We start from the raw sequence: 17,606 nt of genomic DNA on the forward strand, positions 1-17,606 counted from the left end.
CGGTCAGTGCGCGTCGAGAGTGACCGTGAAGGAGAACCGGTCGCCGCGGTAGTGGATGACGGCGACATCCAGCGGCCGGCCGTCCTCGTCGTACGTGATGCCCGTGTAGTGCAGGATCGGGCTGAGCAGCGGGACTTGGAGCAGGCGGGCCGTCTCCGGGTCCGCGAGCCGGGCCTCGACGGTGTCGGTGATCCGGCTGATGCGCACGCCGACGATGTCGCGCAGGACCTTCGTCATCGGCCAGCGCACCAGGTCGTCCAGGTCGACACGGTCGGCGAGGTCGGCCCTGATGTAGTTGCGGGCGTGGTTCGTCGGCTCACCGGTCTTCTCGTCGCAGCGCAGCCGGTGGTACGTGGCCACGGTCTCGGCCTCCGGAAAGTACTCGGCGATCGTGCCGGGAACCGGAACCGTGCCGTGGTCAAGGAGTTCGGTCGTCATGCCGGACTGCTGGGCCACGATGGCGTCGACCGAGCCGAGCAGGCGCACGGGCGCTCCCCGCCGCGCGGCCGGCTCGATGAAGGTGCCGCGCCTGCGGTGCCGGGTGATGAGCCCCTCGTCCTCCAGCTCCTTGAGCGCCTGCCGCATGGTCAGGACGCTCACCCCGTAGTGCCCCGCGAGCTGTTCCTCGGTGGGCAGGCGCAGCGGGTCGTCGGGGGAGCGCCCCAGTATGGAGGCGCGCAGGGACTGCGACACCTGATACCAGAGCGGCAGCTTGCGGTTCAGGACGATCGAGTCCGGAGCGAAAGAGGTCACGGGGCTATCCGTATCGGTCAGGCGCGTTCAGTGCAACGGGCTCAGTGAGACGGCCTGAAGTGCCGTTCGAGGCCGCTCCACACGTCGTCGTAGCCGCGCTGGAGGTGATCGGCCTGCGCCGCCTGGGCGGTCGCGGTCACCGGCCACCGGGTCTCGAACATGAAGGCGAGCCCGTCGTCGACCTTCTGCGGCCCGAGCTCGGCCGCCGACGCCTTGTCGAAGGTCTCACGGTCCGGGCCGTGCGCCGACATCATGTTGTGCAGCGAACCACCACCCGGAACGAAACCCCCCTCGCCGGCCGCCTTGGCGTCGTACGCGCCCTCGATCAGGCCCATGTACTCGCTCATCACGTTCCGGTGGAAGTACGGCGGCCGGAACGTGTCCTCGCCGACCAGCCAGCGCGGCGCGAACACCACGAAGTCCACGCCCGCGAGCCCCGGGGTGTCGCTCGGCGAGGTGAGGACCGTGAAGATCGACGGATCCGGGTGGTCGTAGCTGACCGACCCGATGACATTGAAACGACGCAGGTCGTAGACGTACGGGACATGGTTGCCGTGCCAGGCGACGACATCGAGCGGCGAGTGGTCGTACGTGGCACGCCAGAGGTTTCCGCAGAACTTGTTCACCACCTCCACCGGCCCTTCGGTGTCCTCGTACGCGGCGACGGGGACCATGAAGTCCCGGGCGTTCGCCAGGCCGTTGGCGCCGATCGGGCCAAGATCGGGCAGCCGGAAGGGGGAGCCGTAGTTCTCGCAGACATAGCCGCGGGCATCGCCGTCGAGGAGCTCGACGCGGAAACGGACCCCGCGCGGGATCAGCGCGACGTGCCCGGGGTCCACGTGCAACAGGCCGAACTCGGTACGCAGCAGCAGGCCGCCGCGCTCGGGGACGATCAGGAGCTCGCCGTCCGCGTCGCTGAACACCCGGTCCGTCATGGAGGAGTTGGCGTGGTAGAGGTGCACGGCCATACCGGCCCGCTGGGTCGCGTCGCCGTTCCCGCCGAGGGTCCACAGGCCCGCCAGGAAGTCCGTGCCGGGGGCCGGTTCGGGCAGCGGGTTCCAGCGCAGCCGGTTGGGGTCGGGGACGGACTCGGTGAAGGGGGCGGAGCGCAGCGCGCCGTTGTCCGCCCGTACGAACGCCGGGTGCGCGGCCGAGGGGCGGATCCGGTACAGCCACGAACGCCGGTTGTGCGCCCTCGGCTCGGTGAACGCGGCGCCGCTCAGCTGCTCCGCGTACAGACCGAGCGGGGCGCGCTGCGGCGAGTTGCGTCCGTGGGGCAGAGCGCCGGGCACCGCCTCCGAGCTGTGCTCGTTGCCGAAGCCCGAGAGATAGGCAAGCCTCTCGGCGGTCTTCCTCGCGTCACGCATGTCGCTCCCTCGTCCACGATTCCTATGCTCTACCGTAGGATTCCCTTTTTCCTCGCGCAAGAGCACCCCGCGAAGCTGAACAGTCCTCTACTCTCCGGGTCATGCCGTGGACGCCGCCCGTGGAACCCGTGACCAACTCCACGTCCCTGCGCCGCGCGCCCGTCCAGCAGCGCAGCGCCGAACGCCTGAGCCGGATACTCGACGCCTGCGCGCAACTGCTCGACGAAGGCGGCTACGAGGAACTCAGCACCCGGGCCGTGGCGGTCCGCGCCGGGGTGCCCATCGGCTCCGTCTACCGCTTCTTCGGCAACAAACGCGCCCTCGTCGACGCCCTCGCCGAACGCAATCTGCAGCGCTACGCAGAGCGGATCGCCGGGTGCCTCGCGGCGATCCCCGCGGCCGACTGGCGCGCCGCCATGGACGCCGTCCTCGACGAGTACCTCGCCATGAAGCGCACCGCTCCCGGCTTCTCCCTCGTCGACTTCGGCAACCAGATCCCCGTCGGCGCCGACGCCGGCCCCAACCACCGCCTCACCGACCGCCTCACCGAGCTGCTCGCCGTCCACCTCGACCGCACCCCCGACGAAACCCTGCGGCGCGCGTTCCTGGTCGCCGTCGAATCGGCGGACGCCCTGGTCCGGCTCGCGTTCCGGCTCGACCCGACGGGCGACGAGAACGTCATCGCGGAGACGCGGGAGCTGCTGCGGGTGTATTTGGCGCGGGTGCTGGACTGATCCGGGGCCCGCCCCGCCGGCGGCGGGCATCGGGAGCACCGAAAACGTCCTCGCTGACACCCTCGATCGCCGCCCAACCCCGTGACCTGGAGTTTTGCGCTTATTGCTCGCACGTCAACATCTTGTTAACACTGATGCGCGCGCCCTAGCGTCTCGCTGACCGCCACCTCAGGCGAAAGTTCGACGGCGAACGATAGGAACCTCATGCTGACGATCCTCGGATTCGTCATGATTGCCACCTTCCTGGTGCTGATCATGATGAAGAAGGTGTCGCCGATCGCGGCGCTCGTGCTCATCCCCGCTCTCTTCTGCGTCTTCGTGGGCAAGGGAGCCAAGCTCGGCGACTATGTCGTCGCGGGCATCGGTGACCTCGCGCCCACGGCGGCGATGCTGATGTTCGCCATCGTCTACTTCGGGCTGATGATCGACGTCGGCCTCTTCGACCCGATCGTGCGCGGCATCCTGAAGTTCGCGAAGGCCGACCCGGTACGCATCGTCGTCGGCACCGCGGTGCTCGCGGCGATCGTCTCCCTCGACGGCGACGGGTCCACCACCTTCATGATCACTGTCTCGGCGATGTACCCGCTGTACAAGCGCCTCAAGATGAGCCTGATCGTGATGACCGGCGTCGCCGCGACCGCCAACGGCGTCATGAACACGCTGCCCTGGGGCGGCCCCACCGCCCGCGCCGCGACCGCGCTGAAGCTGGACGCCAGCGACATCTTCGTGCCGATGATCCCGGCGCTCGCCGTCGGTCTGCTCTTCGTCTTCGCCCTCGCCTACGTGCTGGGCCGCCGCGAGCGCAAGCGCCTCGGCTACCTGTCCCTCGACGAGGTCACCGAGACCGTCACCGAGACGTCCGACGAGAAGGTGCTCGTCGGTGCGGGTGCCTCCGCGGGTACGGGTTCCGGCTCCGGTTCCGGCAAGAAGGCCTCCGGCGGCTCCGGTTCCGGCTCCGACGCGCCCTCGTACGAGAACGAGGACGGCGAGACCTTCGCCGCCCTCGACCCGAACCGCGCCACCCTGCGCCCCAAGCTCTACTGGTTCAACGCGCTCATGACGGTGACCCTGCTCACCGCGATGATCATGGAGTGGCTGCCGATCCCGGTCCTGTTCATCCTGGGCGCCGCGCTCGCCCTCACGGTGAACTTCCCGCACATGCCCGACCAGAGGGCCCGCCTCGCCGCCCACGCCGAGAACGTCCTGAACGTCTCCGGCATGGTCTTCGCCGCCGCCGTCTTCACCGGCGTCCTCCAGGGCACCGGCATGGTCGACCACATGGCCAAGTGGGTCGTCGGCGGCATCCCCGACTGGATGGGCCCGCACATGGCCCTCGTCACCGGCGTCCTGTCGATCCCGTTCACGTACTTCATGTCGAACGACGGCTTCTACTTCGGCATCCTGCCCGTCCTCGCCGAGGCCGGGAACGCGCACGGCGTCTCCACCCTCGAGATCGCCCGCGCCTCCCTCATCGGCCAGCCGCTGCACATGTCGAGCCCGCTCGTCCCCGCCGTCTTCGTCCTCGTCGGCATGGCCAAGGTCGAGTTCGGCGACCACACGAAATTCACGGTCAAATGGGCCGCGCTCACCGCGCTGGTGATGCTCGGCGCCGGACTCCTCTTCGGGATCCTCTGACCTCGATGAGTCTCACTACAGAGCCCGGCAGGAGAAGCTGGCTGCTCCGCCTCGTCATCGCCTTCAGCTTCGCGCAGGGGGCGGTGTCGATGGCGCGGCCCGCCGTCTCCTACCGGGCTCTCGCGCTCGGCGCGGACGAGCGCGCGATCGGTGTGATCGCGGGCGTGTACGCGCTCCTTCCGCTGTTCGCGGCCGTACCGCTCGGCCGGCGCACCGACCACGGCCGGTGCGCGCCCCTGCTGCCCGTCGGCGTCGTCCTCATCGCCGGCGGCTGCGCGCTCAGCGGCACGGCCGGCTCCCTTGCCGCGATGGCCGCCTGGAGCGGCGTGATGGGCCTCGGCCATCTGTCGTTCGTGATCGGCGCGCAGTCGATCGTCGCCCGCCAGTCCGCTCCGGCCGAACAGGACCGCAACTTCGGTCACTTCACCATCGGCGCGTCCCTCGGCCAGCTCGTCGGGCCGATCGCCGCGGGCGCGCTCATCGGCGGGCCCGACCTGGGGGCCACGAGCGCGCTCGCGCTGCTCGTCGCGGCAGCCGTCGCCGCGGTCTCCTTCACCTCGCTGTGGCGCATCGAGCACCCCCGTACGACGACGGGCGCGGCCGCGCCTGCCGGGCCGCGCGTGCCGGTCGGCCGGATCCTGCGCACCCGGGGCGTGCCCGGCGGCATCTTCATCTCCCTCGCCGTCCTGTCCGCGACGGACATCCTCACGGCGTATCTGCCGGTCGTCGGCGAGCACCGGGGGATCGCGCCGTCCGTCGTCGGCCTGCTCCTGAGCCTGCGCGCGGCCGCCACGATCGCCTGCCGGCTTGTCATGACGCCGATGCTGCGGCGCCTCGGGAGGGCGACTCTTCTCGCCACTACCTGTCTGGTCGCCGGGGTCGTGTGTGCGGGCATCGCGCTGCCCGTGCCCGTGTGGGCGCTCGCCCTGATGCTCGCCGTGCTCGGTTTCTGCCTGGGTGTCGGGCAGCCGCTCTCCATGACGACGGTCGTCCAGGCGGCGCCCGACGACGCCCGGTCCACGGCGCTCGCGCTGCGGCTCACCGGTAACCGGCTGGGGCAGGTCGCGGCGCCGGCCGCGGCCGGGCTGGTGGCGGGGGTCGCGGGGGTTGCCGCGCCGTTCCTGATGCTCGGCGTGCTGCTGGTGGGGGCGGCGGGGGTCGGGGTGCGGGGTGGGAGTGGGGGTGGGGGGTCCTCGGGGCGGGGTCTCTCCCCCAAGCCCGCCCCTTCCCGAACCGGGGCTCCGCCCCGGACCCCGCTCCTCAAACGCCGGAGGGGCTGAACTGCTGGGGCGGCGGAGGGCTGACGGGCAGGGCTGGGCAACGGGGTGGGAGGGGGCGAAGGGTCATGGCTGGGCCCTTTGCCGCAACCGGGACTTCGCCCCGGACTCCGTTCCTCAAGCGCCGGGGCTAGGGATGCTCTAGTGCTGCTCGTGCTCGCCCGTATATGGCCCGTGCCTCCGCCTCCGCCAGGCGTTCGCCTGCCTCCTGGGCGCGGGTGGCCTCGGCCTCGGCCAGCGTTGCCGCCTGTGCGGCGCGCCCCGCCTCCAGGTGGGCCCATGCCGTGAGATGGCCCGCATCCGTCGCGCCCGCCAGCAGGGCCAGCGCCTCCTCGGCCCGTCCCCTGCGCACGGCCAACTCGGCGCGGGCCAGCCGTACTTCCTGCTGGGCCTGCCGGTCGCCCTGTGCGTCGGCGGTCAGGCCCGCGCGGTCGAGCAGTGCTGCGCAGGACTCCGCGCCACCCGATCGCATCCGTACCCGCGCCAGCGCGGCCAGCGCGTACGGCGCGCACCAGCCGGTGTGCGGCTCCGTCGCGTTCACGGCGTCCTGCGCAAGGTGCTGCGCCGCGTCGGACTCCTCCAGGAGCAGATGGAGTTCGGCGAGGTTGGCCCGTTCGAAGGCGGCCGCCGTCGGGTCGCCGGAGCGCTCGGCGAGCGCGAGGGCCCGCTCGCCCGTGACAATGGCCTCGCGCAGCTGCCCCGACCTGCGGGAATGCTCCCGGAGCACGGAGAGGACCGAGCCGAGCAACTGCGGGTCCCCGTAGGCCTCCGCGTGCGGCAGGGCCCGGTCCGCCACGGGGCGGGCCTGCGCGAAACGCCCCGCGAGCGCCAGCGACGTCGCCTGCGCGGCGAGCGAACGCGCGAGGAGGCCGCGGTGCTCGGGCCCCGTCACCTGCTGCGCCGCGGCGTGCGCGGCTTCCCCCGCGGTGACCGCCTCCGGGTACCGCCCGGTCACGAAGCACAGCATCGACCGGGCGAGATGGTGCGCGGTGGCCGCTTCGGGCGCGGTGTCCTCGCCGGGCGGCGCGGCGTCGAGCAGCGCGAACCCCTCCTCCGTGGAGCGGGTCTTCGCGAGGACCTCGGTGAGCCGGGCGGCGGCGAGCACCCGCCCGTCCGCGTCGCCGCGGCGCTCCAGATCGTCGAGCGCCTCGCGGAGCACCTGCGCCGCGTCGTGGTACCTCGCCATGCGCCGCAGCACGGCCGCCCGGTCGATACGGGCCCGCGCCGACTCCGCGGCGAACGCGTCGAGGCGCTCGGTGAGCTGGGCGTAGTAGTGGTCCGCGGTGTCGTTGGCGCACAGCGCCGCGGCGCGTTCGGCGGCCTGCCGGAGGTAGCCCGTGGCGCGCGGGTCGTCGGCGCGCGTCAGATGCGCGGCGAGCGTGTCCACGGCGTCGGGCCTGCGCCGCAGCACGGCTTCCGCGTACGCCGAGTGAAGCAGGCGGCGGCGGGCGGTCGAGAGACGTTCGTAGCAGGTGAGCCGCACCAAGGGGTGGCGGAAGGTGAGGCCGGGGACGCCCCGCCCGTCGGCGACGACGTCCCGCTCGGCGAGGACCGACGCCGCGACGGCCGCGTCGGCGCCCGCGGTGGCCTCGGCCACCGAGAGCAGCGGATGCAGTCCGGCGCTCGCGACGTCGAGCACCTCGGCGAGCGCCGCGTCCCCGCCCGCCACCGCCACGGCTTCCACGACCCGGCGCGCGGCAGGCCCGAGCCGGGCCAGCCGGGCGGCCACCAACTGCCGTACGCCGTCGGGGGCCTGGAGCCCGCCGTCGTTCAGGGCGCGGGCGAGTTCCAGGGCGAAGAGAGGGTTTCCCAGGGAGAGGTCCCACACCCGCTCCGGGGCGTTCGTGCCGTCGGCGAGCCCGAGCGCGTCCGCGGCGAGTGCCAGGCAGTCGGCGCGGCTCAGCCGCCCCAGGTCGAGATACTCGGCGAGCCGCCCGCGCGCGAGGGCTTCGAGACTGGTCCGGCGCGGATCGAACTCGGGCAGTTCCTCGGACCGGTAGGTGACCGCGAACCGTACGGGGTGCGGCGCCGTGCCGGTGCGCCGCGCGAGATGGCTGAGCAGCTGGAACGAACCCGAGTCGGCGGCGTGCAGGTCGTCGAGCACGACGAGGACGGGTGCCGTCGCGGCCAGTTCGCCGATGAGTCCGGCCGCCGCTCCGAACAGCCGCTCCCGCTCCTCCTCCGGGCTGCGCTCGGCGCCCGCTCCCGCCTGCCCCAGTGACGGGAGCAGTGAGGCCAGTTCGGGAAACTCGGCGCCCGCCCGTGCCCGCTCGGCGGGCGGCCGTTCCGCCAGCCATCCGTCCAGCGCCTCGACGAACGCCCCGTACGGTGTGTGCCCCTCGGCGTCGTGGCCGGCGCCCCACAGGACCGCCGCGCCGTCGGCCGCCGCCCGGCGCGCCGCCTCGCTCACGAGCCGCGTCTTGCCGAGCCCCACCTCGCCGCCGATGAGCTGCACCGGGGGCGCGTCCGGCGAGAGCAGCCGTTCGAGTGCCCTGTCGCGTCCGCGCAGCGGCGCCGGCGCGGGGCCGCGCAGAGCGGCGGGTGGGGCGTATCCGCCGACCGGTCTGGCCACCGGCGACGCCGCGCTGCCCGCGTCGAGGGCCAGCAGGTGCAGCCGCTGTGTCTCGGGCCCCGGGCGCACACCGAGCTCGGCGTCGAGGGCCTCGCGGCAGGCGTGGAACTGCCGGACCGCCTGCCGTCGCAAGCCCTGGCGGAGATAGGAGCTCATGAGGAGCTGGTGGGCGCGCTCGTCCGCCGGGTTCTCGTCGAGCGCCGACCGTGCCACTGTCGCGGCCTCGTCGGCGTCCCCCTCGTCGAGCAGCGCCTCGGCGAGCGCGATGCGCAGCCGCTCGCCCACCACGGCGAGCCGCTCACGCCTCGACTCGGTCCAGGGTGCGTACCGGTCTTCCGGGAGCAGCTCGCCCGTGAACAGGCCGAGGGCCTCGGCGAGTCGAGGTGATCTGCCCGAGTCGAGCGCTTTTTCCGCCTGTTGTTCCGCGTGGTCGGCGTCGATCCAGACCGTCCGCGGATCGAGGCGCAGCAGGGCGCCGTCCGATATGAGATACGAGGAGGCGGCGCGCGGTGCGAGTTCGGGTTCGAGGGCGCGGCGCGCGGCGTGCAGGGCGACGCGCAGGCTGCCCGTCGCCGCTTGTGCGTCGGCGTCGGGCCAGCAGATGTCCATGGCCTGTTCGCGGTGGAGGCTGTGCCCCGGGGTGACGGCGAGCAGTTTCACCAGGGCGCGGGCGCTGGGCCGAGGCCATCGTTCGGCGAGGGCGGGGCCGCCGTCACGAGTCGCCCGGAAACCGCCGAAAAGGTGCAGGTGAAGCACTGGGGGAGCGGGGGAGTTGTCGTTGTTCGCTCGTTCCGCGCCCATAAGGGCGTCACTGTAACCCCCGTGGCCATGACACCCACAGGCCCTCCGGCAGTCGAGACGCCGGAGGGCCTGCGGGGGCAGGAACAGGATCAGGAAGCGTCGATCGTGGCCACCGTCACCTGGTGGATGGCGGTGTCGGGGAGGTAGTAGCCGCCGCCGATCAGGCCGGCCGACCGGTCGTACCCCGTGACGTCGAAGTTGAGCGCGACGATCTCGTCCACACCGTCACCGTTCAGGTCACTGGTGAAGGTGTTGCGCGTGCCCATGAGCGACATCCTGGCCACGTGGTCCGGGTAGTTGTGGGCCGCCTTGAGGACGCTGGGGTCCCACAGGTAGACGCCGCCCTCGACACCGCCGGCGATGAGCCGCCGACCGCCGGGGCCCGTGACGAAGCCCGCGTTCTGGAGAGTGGGCAGCGTGAAGATCTCGTAGTCGCTGCCGTCGTTCGCGTAGGTCCGCAGGCTGGCCGTCCCGGCGAGCACGAGGCCCTCGGGTCCTGTGAAGAAGTCGCCCAGCGTGTAGAGCCCGCCCGCGGCGGTGACGGAGAGCGGCTTCCCGGTGCGGCTGTCGCGGATGTCGACCACGGTGCGCGGCGTGATGTCGTCCTCGGTGATCCAGGTGTAGACAACCGCGTGCCCGTCCGCGTACAGGATCTCCCTGGCGGAGAACACGCCGTTCACCAGGACCGTCGCACGCACCTTGCCGTCCGTGTCGGCCGGCATCTTCGGGTCGGCGGTCCACAGCGTGGAGCCGTCCTTCGCCTTCAGCGCCACGCCGTTGACGACGGGAGCGTCGAGCGCGAACGAGTTGACGCTGTTGTACTGCGCGTACACCCGCCCCTCCCGCACGGCCACGTCTCCGAAGACGACGTCGCCCGAGCCCGCCGGCGCCGCGTACGTCCACAGGGTCTTGCCGCTCGCCCGGTAGGCGCGCACCTTGTCCGTCGGGACGACGACCTCGTCGCGGCCGTCCCCGTCGAGGTCGGCGGGGGTCGCCGAGTGCACGTACTGTCCGGCGCCGTCGATGGTGGCGAGATCGCGGCCGGTGTGCGCGTCGAGCACGGCGGCCGCCGTGTCCGCGGCGATCACCAGCTCGTCCTTGCGCCCGTCGCCGTCCGTGTCGGCGTTCTCGATGCCGTGGATCTGGCCGGGCAGCGTGGCTTTCCACAGCAGCTTCGGCTTGCCCGCCACGAGCGAGGGACCGTCGTAGGCCCACACGCCGCGCGACTGGCCGCCGACGACCAGGTCCTTCTTGCCGTCGCCGTTGACGTCGGTGGACCTGGCGTACGCGATGTCGCCCTGGAGCGGCAGGAGCCTCTGCTGCTTGCCGCTGCCGAACCCGTACGTGCGCAGGTTCTGGTCCTCGTCGACGGTCCGCAGATGCCAGCCGTCGCCGTCCTTGAACGGCTGCGCGTACAGCGGCGAGGCGAGCGCCCCGCGCTGCTCCCAGCGCACCGCGCCGTCCGAGCCGTCGAGCACGGCGAGGCGGGCCAGGCGGGACGCGCCGCGGTTCTCGGCCGAGTCGTTCGACGCGTCGTCGAGGTAGCTGGCGACCACCTTGTGGTCGAGGACGCTCAGGCCCCAGGCGCCACCGCTGTCATGGGAGTTGGCCGGGTCACGCTTGACGGTGCGCGACCACAGCTCGGTGCTGCCGTCCGAGCCGTCGACGGCGCGCACGGTGTTGGCGTTGAGGTAGAAGTTCTCGTCGAGCGTCGACTCGCTCACCACGTACTCGGGCTTGCGGTCGCCCTTCAGATCACCGAGTTCGACGTCGAGCGGGAGGGCGTTGACCCGGGTGTCCAGCGTGCTCCGCTCTCCGTCGGACACGGCGTAGGACGCCAGCTCGTACTTCACCCCGTCGGTGGGGTCCGCCTGTTCGAGCGCCACGAGCCGGCCGCGGGAGGCGTCCAGATGCAGCTGGCGCGTGTAGAGGGAGCTGTCCGTCTGCCACTTGACGGAGCCGTCCTTCGTGTCGAGCAGCAGGGTGCGGGCGGCTCCGGCCGTCGCCGTGGTCTTGCGCTTGCTCCACGAGGCGGCCACCAGGCCGTCGCCCACGTCCTCCAGAGCGCCCCACGTCGTACGGTCCCTGACCCCCGCGTCGTACGTCCAGGTACTGGCCGGAGCCAGTGCGCCGTCGGCGTACGAGAAGCGGATGCCGGTCAGCGTGGCCGTGGCGGCCTTGTCGGAGTTGAGGTTGTAGTAGGGCGAGTCGCCGATCAGGAGGGTCTTGCCGACGAGCTTCACGCTGAACGCGTAGGCGTACAGCTTGGTCCACAGCGTCTTTCCGGTCTTCCCGTCGAGGACGGTGACGAAGGTGCCGTTGGCCAGCGACGATCCAGGGGATGTGAACGGCCGGTAGGGGCTGATGCCCACGCTCGCCGAGAACACCACGTCGTCCATGCCGTCGCCGGTCAGGTCACCGGTGGCGTAGCCCTGGTCCGACATGGGGCTGAACGGGCTGACCGCGTTGTAGCCCATCGCGATGCGGGCCGGGTACCGCTCGGTCTGCCAGGGGCGGGTCGGCGTGACCTTCCAGTCGGCGTACAGGGAAGCGTTGTCGCGCCGCCACAGCTGCTTGCCGTCCGGGGCGGAGCGGGCGACGGTGCCGAGGCTGTGCAGCGTGAAGTAGTCGCCGCTCGTGCCGCCGACGGGGCTGGTGGCGGCGATGCCGCGGACGCCCTCCAGGTTGGACTTCGCGTTGACCGAGACGGTGCCGGCGTCGGTGCCGGTGTCTTCGTCGAGCCTCGACCCGGAGCCGGAGGCCGCCGTGTCCTCGCGGCCGGCGCCGTCGGGCGTCACGGACTTGCCGTCGGCCGCCGCGTAGGGGTCGACCTGCGCGTGGGACTCCAGCGTCTCGGCCTGGCCGTCCGTCAGGACGAGGAGGTCGCTGCCGCTGTCGTCCGCGAGGGCGGGCGGTGCGAAGCTCAGGGCGAGACCGGCCGCCACGAGGGCGGAGGCGAGTCTGAGTCCCCGCCGGGAGGACTTCGGTACGGAGCGGCTCATGCGGTGGCCCCCTGCGCGATACGGATGGCGGAGCGGTCGGTGAGGACCGGCTGGTTGAAGGAGTACTGGAGGGCGTCCGTGCCGGCCTGGTTCTCGATGCCGACGGTCGCGCTCGAACCGTTCTCCCCCGACGCGGTGGAAAGGCCCTGGTACTGCAGGGTGACGGCGCCGGTGGCCTCGTCGAGGACGGCCTCGAAGGTGACGCGCGCCGTGGTGTCGGAGGCGAGCGCCGCGTTGTTCCAGACGACCGCGAACTTCCGGCTGCCGACGGTGCCGGTCGTCGCCGTCTGCACGCTGGACTTCTTGTCCACGATCAGGTCGTCCCAGAAGGCCGCGACGATGCCGTTCGGCTTCGCGGCGGACGGCAGCGCGGTGTTGGCGTAGTCGCCGAGCCGCGGCTCCAGGAAGTTGACCAGGCCGTTGGTGGTGATGCTGGCGTTCGTGTAGGGGACGCCGTACAGCTTCACCGGGAAGGGCAGGGCCACGGTCTTGGCGTTCTCGTCGCCGGAAAGGGCGACCGCGGTGGTTCCGCTGATCCAGCTGTACGCCGTCGGGGCGCAGTTGTTGCCGTAGGCGTCCGAGCGGGCGGGCATCCGTACGGTCTGTGTCTCGTCGCCGTCCACGGTCAGCGTGCCGCTGTACGTGCCGTTGCACAGGACGGGCGCGGCGGGCGCCGCGGAGAGCTTGTACGAACCCTCGGCGACCTTCGGCAGAGTGAAGCGGCCGTCGGCGCCGCTCTTGACCGACGGGATCGGGGTGCCCTGGACGGTGACGGTCGCGCCGGCCAGTGCCTTGCCGGTGACGTCGAGGACGGTCCCGGTCACGGGGTGCGCGGCGACCGCGGTGAGCGCGAAGTCCTCGGTCACGTTCTCGCCCGTGGCGACCGTGACGCCGGACGCGGAGCCGGCGGCGTAGCCGTACCCGCTCGTGGTGAAGTCATAGGTGCCGGCGGGCAGGTTCAGCCCGTACGAGCCGTCGCCCGCGGTGGTCACGGAGCGGGACGTCGACGGTCCCGCGGCCTTGACGGTGACGCCTGCCAGGGGGCTGCCGGTCGCCTTGTCGGTGATCTTTCCGGTGATCGTGGCCGCGGTGTGCGGGGCCTCGTCGACGGACGCGAAGATGTCGAGCTTGCCCTCGCCCCACACGTTGTTCGCGTCGGCGGTGCCGCCGCAGTGGGTGTCGTCCACGTTGCGCGCACCCTCGTTGAGCAGCGCGCGTGTCGCGTCGATGTTGCCGATGAGGGAGGGTGCCGACGACCAGAGCAGCGCGACGGCGCCCGCGACGTGCGGTGTCGCCATCGACGTACCGGAGATGGCCTTGTACGTGTTGCCCGGCCAGGTGGAGCGGACGTTGACGCCCGGGGCCGAGATGTTCGGCTTCATCGAGCCGTCCAGCCTGGACGGGCCGAAGCCGGAGAAGTCGGCGATCCTGCCGCTGACGTCGTACGCGCCGACGCCGTACGCCGGGGCCTGCGAGCCCGGTGCGTGGCCGGTCGAGCAGGTCACGCCGTCACCGTCGTTGCCGGAGGCGAACGCCTCGAAGATCCCGGCCGCGTTCCACGCCTCGACGATGTCCTGGTAGAAGGTCGTGTCACCGCCGCCCCAGGAGTTGTTGACGATGTCGGGTGCGAGGTCCGGGCGCGGGTTCTGACCGGTGTGGTCGGTCGGGGCGAGGATCCACTGGCCCGCCGCGAGCAGCGAGGAGTCCGAGCAGGAGCTGGACTCGCAGCCCTTGGCGGCGATCCACTTCGCGCCGGGCGCGACACCGACCCCGCCCGCGCCGACCATGGTGCCCATGGTGTGCGTGCCGTGGCCGTTGTTGTCACAGGGCGCCGAGGTGGGGCACTGGCCGGTCGGGTCGTACCAGTTGTAGTCGTGCGTGAAGGAGCCGTCGCCGTTGTTGCCGCGGTAGTTGGCCTTCAGCGCCGGGTGGTCGTACTGGACGCCCGAGTCGACGTTGGCGATGACGATGCCCTCGCCACGGTCGTCGTACTGGTCCCAGACCTGGTCGGCCTTGATGTCCTTGACGCCCCACTCCGGGGTGACCGGGTCGGCGTCGGTGGCCGCGCCCGAGACCGCGCTCTCGGTGGCGTCGAGCTTGTAGTGGTGCTCCTTCACGATGCTCGCGACGTCGGAGCGTGCTGCCAGGTCGTCGACGAGCCGTGCGCCGCCGGTCACCTTCAGGGCGTTGGCGATCCAGAAGGACTGGTAGCCGACCTTCTCCTTGTCGAGGAAGGACCGGACGGACCGCTGACTGCTGCCGGCCTCGGCGCGCAGCGCGGCGAACGCCGACCTCGCCTTCGCGGCATGGGACTTCTTGCCGTCGGCGGCGGACAGGTCCGCCTGCTTCTTCAGTACGACGAAGAAGGTCGACTCCTTGCCCTTCCCGACGGTGTCGAGAACGGCGGAGTCGACCTTCGCGGTGGTGTCCGACGGGGTGGCGTCCGGCGGGGTGGGCGACTGCGCCACGGCGGGGGACGGGCCGATCAGCAGGGCCGCCGACGTGAGGGCGGCCGCCGCCCACGCGGCGGATCTGCGCCGGGGAGATCGGGGCAGGTGCATGGGAGTGCTCCTCCAGGACTGGTACGGGGGACTCGCCCTCCCTCCGGGCCTACGGGGGGGGGAGACACGGGGAGGGGCGGGCTGGCCGGGCACGCTAGGAGGGGGCCGTTACTGGCGCATTACCGGCCTGGACCCGGCGCACTTCGGGCGGCTGCCGGGACACGGTGACGGGGGCCATGAATGGGGCCCCTGGCGCCCAAAAACTAACGGCGCTAGTTTGGGCGCGGATCGACTACGCCGTAGCCACGGCACCCTCGGGAGGAATGCGATGAAGGCCCACGACGGGATGTACATCGGCGGCGAGTGGCGGGCCGCCGCCGGCACGGACACGATCGCCGTGGTGAATCCGGCGGACGAGCAGGTCATCGCCCATGTCCCGGCGGGCGTCGCCGAGGACGTCGACGCCGCCGTGTTCGCCGCCCACGAGGCGTTCCCCGCCTGGGCCGCGACCCCGCCCGCCGAACGCGCCGCGCGGATCGCCGCCCTGCGCGACGTCCTCGTCGCCCGCAAGGACGAGATCGCCGAGACGGTCACCGCCGAACTCGGCGCGCCCCTGCAGTTCTCGCAGATGGTGCACGCGGGCGTGCCGATCCTGGTGGCTGGCTCGTACGCCGAACTCGCCGCCTCGTACGCCTTCGAGGAGAAGGTCGGCAACTCCACCGTCTACGCCGAACCGGTCGGCGTCGTCGGCGCGATCACGCCCTGGAACTACCCGCTCCACCAGATCGTCGCGAAGGTCGCCCCCGCGCTCGCGGCCGGGTGCACCGTCGTACTCAAGCCCGCCGAGGACACCCCGCTGACCGCCCAGCTCTTCGCCGAGGCCGTCCATGAAGCGGGCATCCCCGCGGGCGTGTTCAACCTCGTCACCGGCCTCGGCCCCGTCGCGGGCCAGGCCCTCGCCGAGCACCCGGGCGTCGACCTGGTCTCCTTCACCGGATCCACCGCCGTCGGCAAGCAGATCGGCGCCACCGCGGGCGCGGCCGTCAAGCGCGTCGCCCTCGAACTCGGCGGCAAGTCCGCCAACGTCATCCTGCCGAGCGCCGACCTTGCCAAGGCGGTCGGTGTCGGCATCGCGAACGTCATGGGCAACTCCGGCCAGACGTGCAGCGCCTGGACCCGCATGCTCGTCCACACGTCCCAGTACGACGAGGCCGTCGCGCTCGCCGCAGAGGCCGCCGCCAAGTACGGCGACCGCATCGGCCCGCTCGTCAACGCCAAGCAGCACACGCGCGTGCGCGGCTACATCGAGAAGGGCGTCGCCGAGGGCGCCCGCCTCGTCGTCGGCGGCCCCGAAGCCCCGCGCGAGCAGGGCTACTTCGTCAGCCCGACCGTCTTCGCCGACGTCACCCCCGAGATGACCATCGCCCAGGAGGAGATCTTCGGCCCGGTCGTCTCGATCATCCGCTACGAGGACGAGGGCGACGCCCTGCGCATCGCCAACGGAACGGTGTACGGCCTCGCGGGCGCCGTCTGGGCGGCCGACGACGCCGAGGCGGTCGCGTTCGCGCGCCGCATGGACACCGGCCAGGTCGACATCAACGGCGGCCGCTTCAACCCCCTTGCCCCGTTCGGCGGTTACAAGCAGTCCGGCGTCGGCCGCGAGCTGGGCGCGCACGGCCTGTCCGAGTACCTCCAGACCAAGTCCCTCCAGTTCTAGAGGAGTCCCCCGCATCATGGTCCGCGCCGCTGTCCTGCCCGCCGTCGGCTCACCGCTGGAGATCACCGACATCGACCTGCCCGAGCCCGGCCCCGGGCAGGTCCGCATCAAACTCGCCGCCGCCGGGGTCTGCCACTCCGACCTGTCCCTGACCAACGGCACGATGCGCGTGCGCGTCCCCGCCGTGCTCGGCCACGAGGGCGCCGGCACGGTCGTCTCCGTCGGCGAGGGCGTCACCCATGTCGCACCCGGCGACGGGGTCGTCCTCAACTGGGCGCCCGCGTGCGGAAAGTGCCACGCCTGCTCACTCGGCGAGGTGTGGCTGTGTGCCGACGCCCTCACCGGCGCGGGCTCCGTGTACGCCCACCGCTCCGACGACGGCAGCGACCTCCACCCGGGCCTGAACGTCGCGGCGTTTGCCCAGGAGACGGTGGTCGCCGCGAACTGCGTCCTGCGCGCCCCCGAGGGCGTCCCCCTCACCGACGCGGCCCTCCTCGGCTGCGCCGTCCTGACCGGATACGGCGCCGTGCACCACTCGGCGCGGGTCCGTGAGGGCGAGACGGTCGCCGTCTTCGGCGTCGGCGGGGTCGGCCTCGCCACGCTTCAGGCGGCCCGCATCGCCGGCGCCTCGAAGATCATCGCCGTGGACGTCTCGCCGGAGAAGGAGGAGCTGGCCCGCAAGGCCGGCGCCACGGACTACGTCGTGGCCTCCGAGACCACCGCACGCGAGATCCGCGGCCTCACCGGCAAGCAGGGCGTGGACGTCGCGGTCGAGTGCGTGGGCCGCGCCGTGACCATCCGTACCGCGTGGGAGTCCACGCGGCGCGGCGGCCGCACCACGGTCGTCGGCATCGGCGGCAAGGATCAGCAGGTCACCTTCAACGCCCTGGAGATCTTCCACTTCGGCCGCACGCTCGCCGGCTGCGTCTACGGCAACTCCGACCCGGCGAAGGACCTCCCGGTCCTGGCCGAGCACATCCGCGCGGGCCGCCTCGACCTGAGCGCACTCGTCACCGAACACATCGCACTCGACGGGATCCCCGCCGCCTTCGACAACATGGTCGCGGGCAAGGGCGGACGGGCGCTGGTCGTCTTCTAGGCCCGCACATGACCCCGGCCGCCCCCGCGCGGCCGGGGTCACAGGGCTGCCCGCACACGGCCGGCGCTTTCCCATACGCAGGCAAAAACTGCTGATGCGCAACCCGTTGACCCGCGTACCGTCCGGTCAGTATGTTCCCGGGACCGCG

General features: G+C 71.9%; 10 protein-coding genes. 5 read left to right on the top strand and 5 right to left on the bottom strand.

The window, feature by feature from the left end; genetic code table 11:
* Positions 1 to 3: 3 nt before the first annotated feature.
* Together OG456_RS29015 and hmgA are read right to left on the bottom strand one after the other, a co-directional pair.
* Positions 4 to 753, bottom strand: a complete 750-nt coding sequence (locus OG456_RS29015; RefSeq protein ID WP_266566045.1) for a GntR family transcriptional regulator — start codon at positions 751 to 753, stop codon at positions 4 to 6.
* Positions 754 to 794: 41 nt separating this feature from the next.
* Positions 795 to 2,120 carry a homogentisate 1,2-dioxygenase gene (hmgA, locus tag OG456_RS29020; RefSeq protein ID WP_266566047.1) on the bottom strand — a complete coding sequence of 442 codons (1,326 nt, stop codon included), beginning with the start codon at positions 2,118 to 2,120 and terminating at the stop codon, positions 795 to 797.
* A gap of 119 nt (positions 2,121 to 2,239) precedes the next feature.
* On the opposite strand from hmgA, the gene OG456_RS29025 reads away from it, so the two are divergent.
* From OG456_RS29025 to OG456_RS29035, 3 genes are all read left to right on the top strand, one after another.
* Complete coding sequence (locus OG456_RS29025; RefSeq protein WP_266569475.1) at positions 2,240 to 2,854, top strand: TetR/AcrR family transcriptional regulator; 615 nt, start codon at positions 2,240 to 2,242, stop codon at positions 2,852 to 2,854.
* Positions 2,855 to 3,058: 204 nt separating this feature from the next.
* Complete coding sequence (locus OG456_RS29030; protein WP_266566049.1) at positions 3,059 to 4,489, top strand: CitMHS family transporter; 1,431 nt, start codon at positions 3,059 to 3,061, stop codon at positions 4,487 to 4,489.
* Between the two features lie 5 nt (positions 4,490 to 4,494).
* Positions 4,495 to 5,769 carry an MFS transporter gene (locus OG456_RS29035; RefSeq protein ID WP_266566051.1) on the top strand — a complete coding sequence of 425 codons (1,275 nt, stop codon included), beginning with the start codon at positions 4,495 to 4,497 and terminating at the stop codon, positions 5,767 to 5,769.
* A 127-nt stretch (positions 5,770 to 5,896) separates the two neighbouring features.
* On the opposite strand, the gene OG456_RS29040 is transcribed toward OG456_RS29035, so the two are convergent.
* The 3 genes from OG456_RS29040 to OG456_RS29050 form a co-directional block, all read right to left on the bottom strand.
* Positions 5,897 to 9,139 (bottom strand): AAA family ATPase, encoded by a 3,243-nt coding sequence (locus OG456_RS29040; RefSeq protein ID WP_266566053.1) that lies wholly within the window; start codon positions 9,137 to 9,139, stop codon positions 5,897 to 5,899.
* Between the two features lie 89 nt (positions 9,140 to 9,228).
* On the bottom strand, positions 9,229 to 12,141 hold the full coding sequence (locus OG456_RS29045; protein WP_266566055.1) for an FG-GAP-like repeat-containing protein: 2,913 nt from the start codon (positions 12,139 to 12,141) through the stop codon (positions 9,229 to 9,231).
* Positions 12,138 to 14,702 carry a S8 family serine peptidase gene (locus OG456_RS29050; RefSeq protein ID WP_266566057.1) on the bottom strand — a complete coding sequence of 855 codons (2,565 nt, stop codon included), beginning with the start codon at positions 14,700 to 14,702 and terminating at the stop codon, positions 12,138 to 12,140. The genes OG456_RS29045 and OG456_RS29050 overlap by 4 nt, the downstream gene beginning before the upstream one ends.
* A gap of 268 nt (positions 14,703 to 14,970) precedes the next feature.
* Between OG456_RS29050 and OG456_RS29055 the strand changes: the two genes are divergently transcribed.
* On the top strand, positions 14,971 to 16,359 hold the full coding sequence (locus tag OG456_RS29055; RefSeq protein ID WP_266566059.1) for an aldehyde dehydrogenase family protein: 1,389 nt from the start codon (positions 14,971 to 14,973) through the stop codon (positions 16,357 to 16,359).
* A gap of 16 nt (positions 16,360 to 16,375) precedes the next feature.
* Positions 16,376 to 17,458 (top strand): Zn-dependent alcohol dehydrogenase, encoded by a 1,083-nt coding sequence (locus tag OG456_RS29060; protein WP_266566060.1) that lies wholly within the window; start codon positions 16,376 to 16,378, stop codon positions 17,456 to 17,458.
* Positions 17,459 to 17,606: the final 148 nt, after the last annotated feature.

Origin of the sequence: Streptomyces sp. NBC_01446 (genome assembly GCF_026340095.1) — a bacterium.
In the GTDB taxonomy this organism is placed as follows: Bacteria; Actinomycetota; Actinomycetes; order Streptomycetales; family Streptomycetaceae; genus Streptomyces; species Streptomyces aureus.

Bases quoted from the DNA above. Each gene is read 5' to 3' on its own strand.
- hmgA (WP_266566047.1), bottom strand. From the start codon at position 2,120: ATGCGTGACGCGAGGAAGACCGCCGAGAGGCTTGCCTATCTCTCGGGC.
- OG456_RS29030 (WP_266566049.1), top strand. From the start codon at position 3,059: ATGCTGACGATCCTCGGATTCGTCATGATTGCCACCTTCCTGGTGCTG.
- OG456_RS29035 (WP_266566051.1), top strand. From the start codon at position 4,495: ATGAGTCTCACTACAGAGCCCGGCAGGAGAAGCTGGCTGCTCCGCCTC.
- OG456_RS29040 (WP_266566053.1), bottom strand. From the start codon at position 9,139: ATGGGCGCGGAACGAGCGAACAACGACAACTCCCCCGCTCCCCCAGTG.
- OG456_RS29045 (WP_266566055.1), bottom strand. From the start codon at position 12,141: ATGAGCCGCTCCGTACCGAAGTCCTCCCGGCGGGGACTCAGACTCGCC.
- OG456_RS29050 (WP_266566057.1), bottom strand. From the start codon at position 14,702: ATGCACCTGCCCCGATCTCCCCGGCGCAGATCCGCCGCGTGGGCGGCG.
- OG456_RS29055 (WP_266566059.1), top strand. From the start codon at position 14,971: ATGAAGGCCCACGACGGGATGTACATCGGCGGCGAGTGGCGGGCCGCC.
- OG456_RS29060 (WP_266566060.1), top strand. From the start codon at position 16,376: ATGGTCCGCGCCGCTGTCCTGCCCGCCGTCGGCTCACCGCTGGAGATC.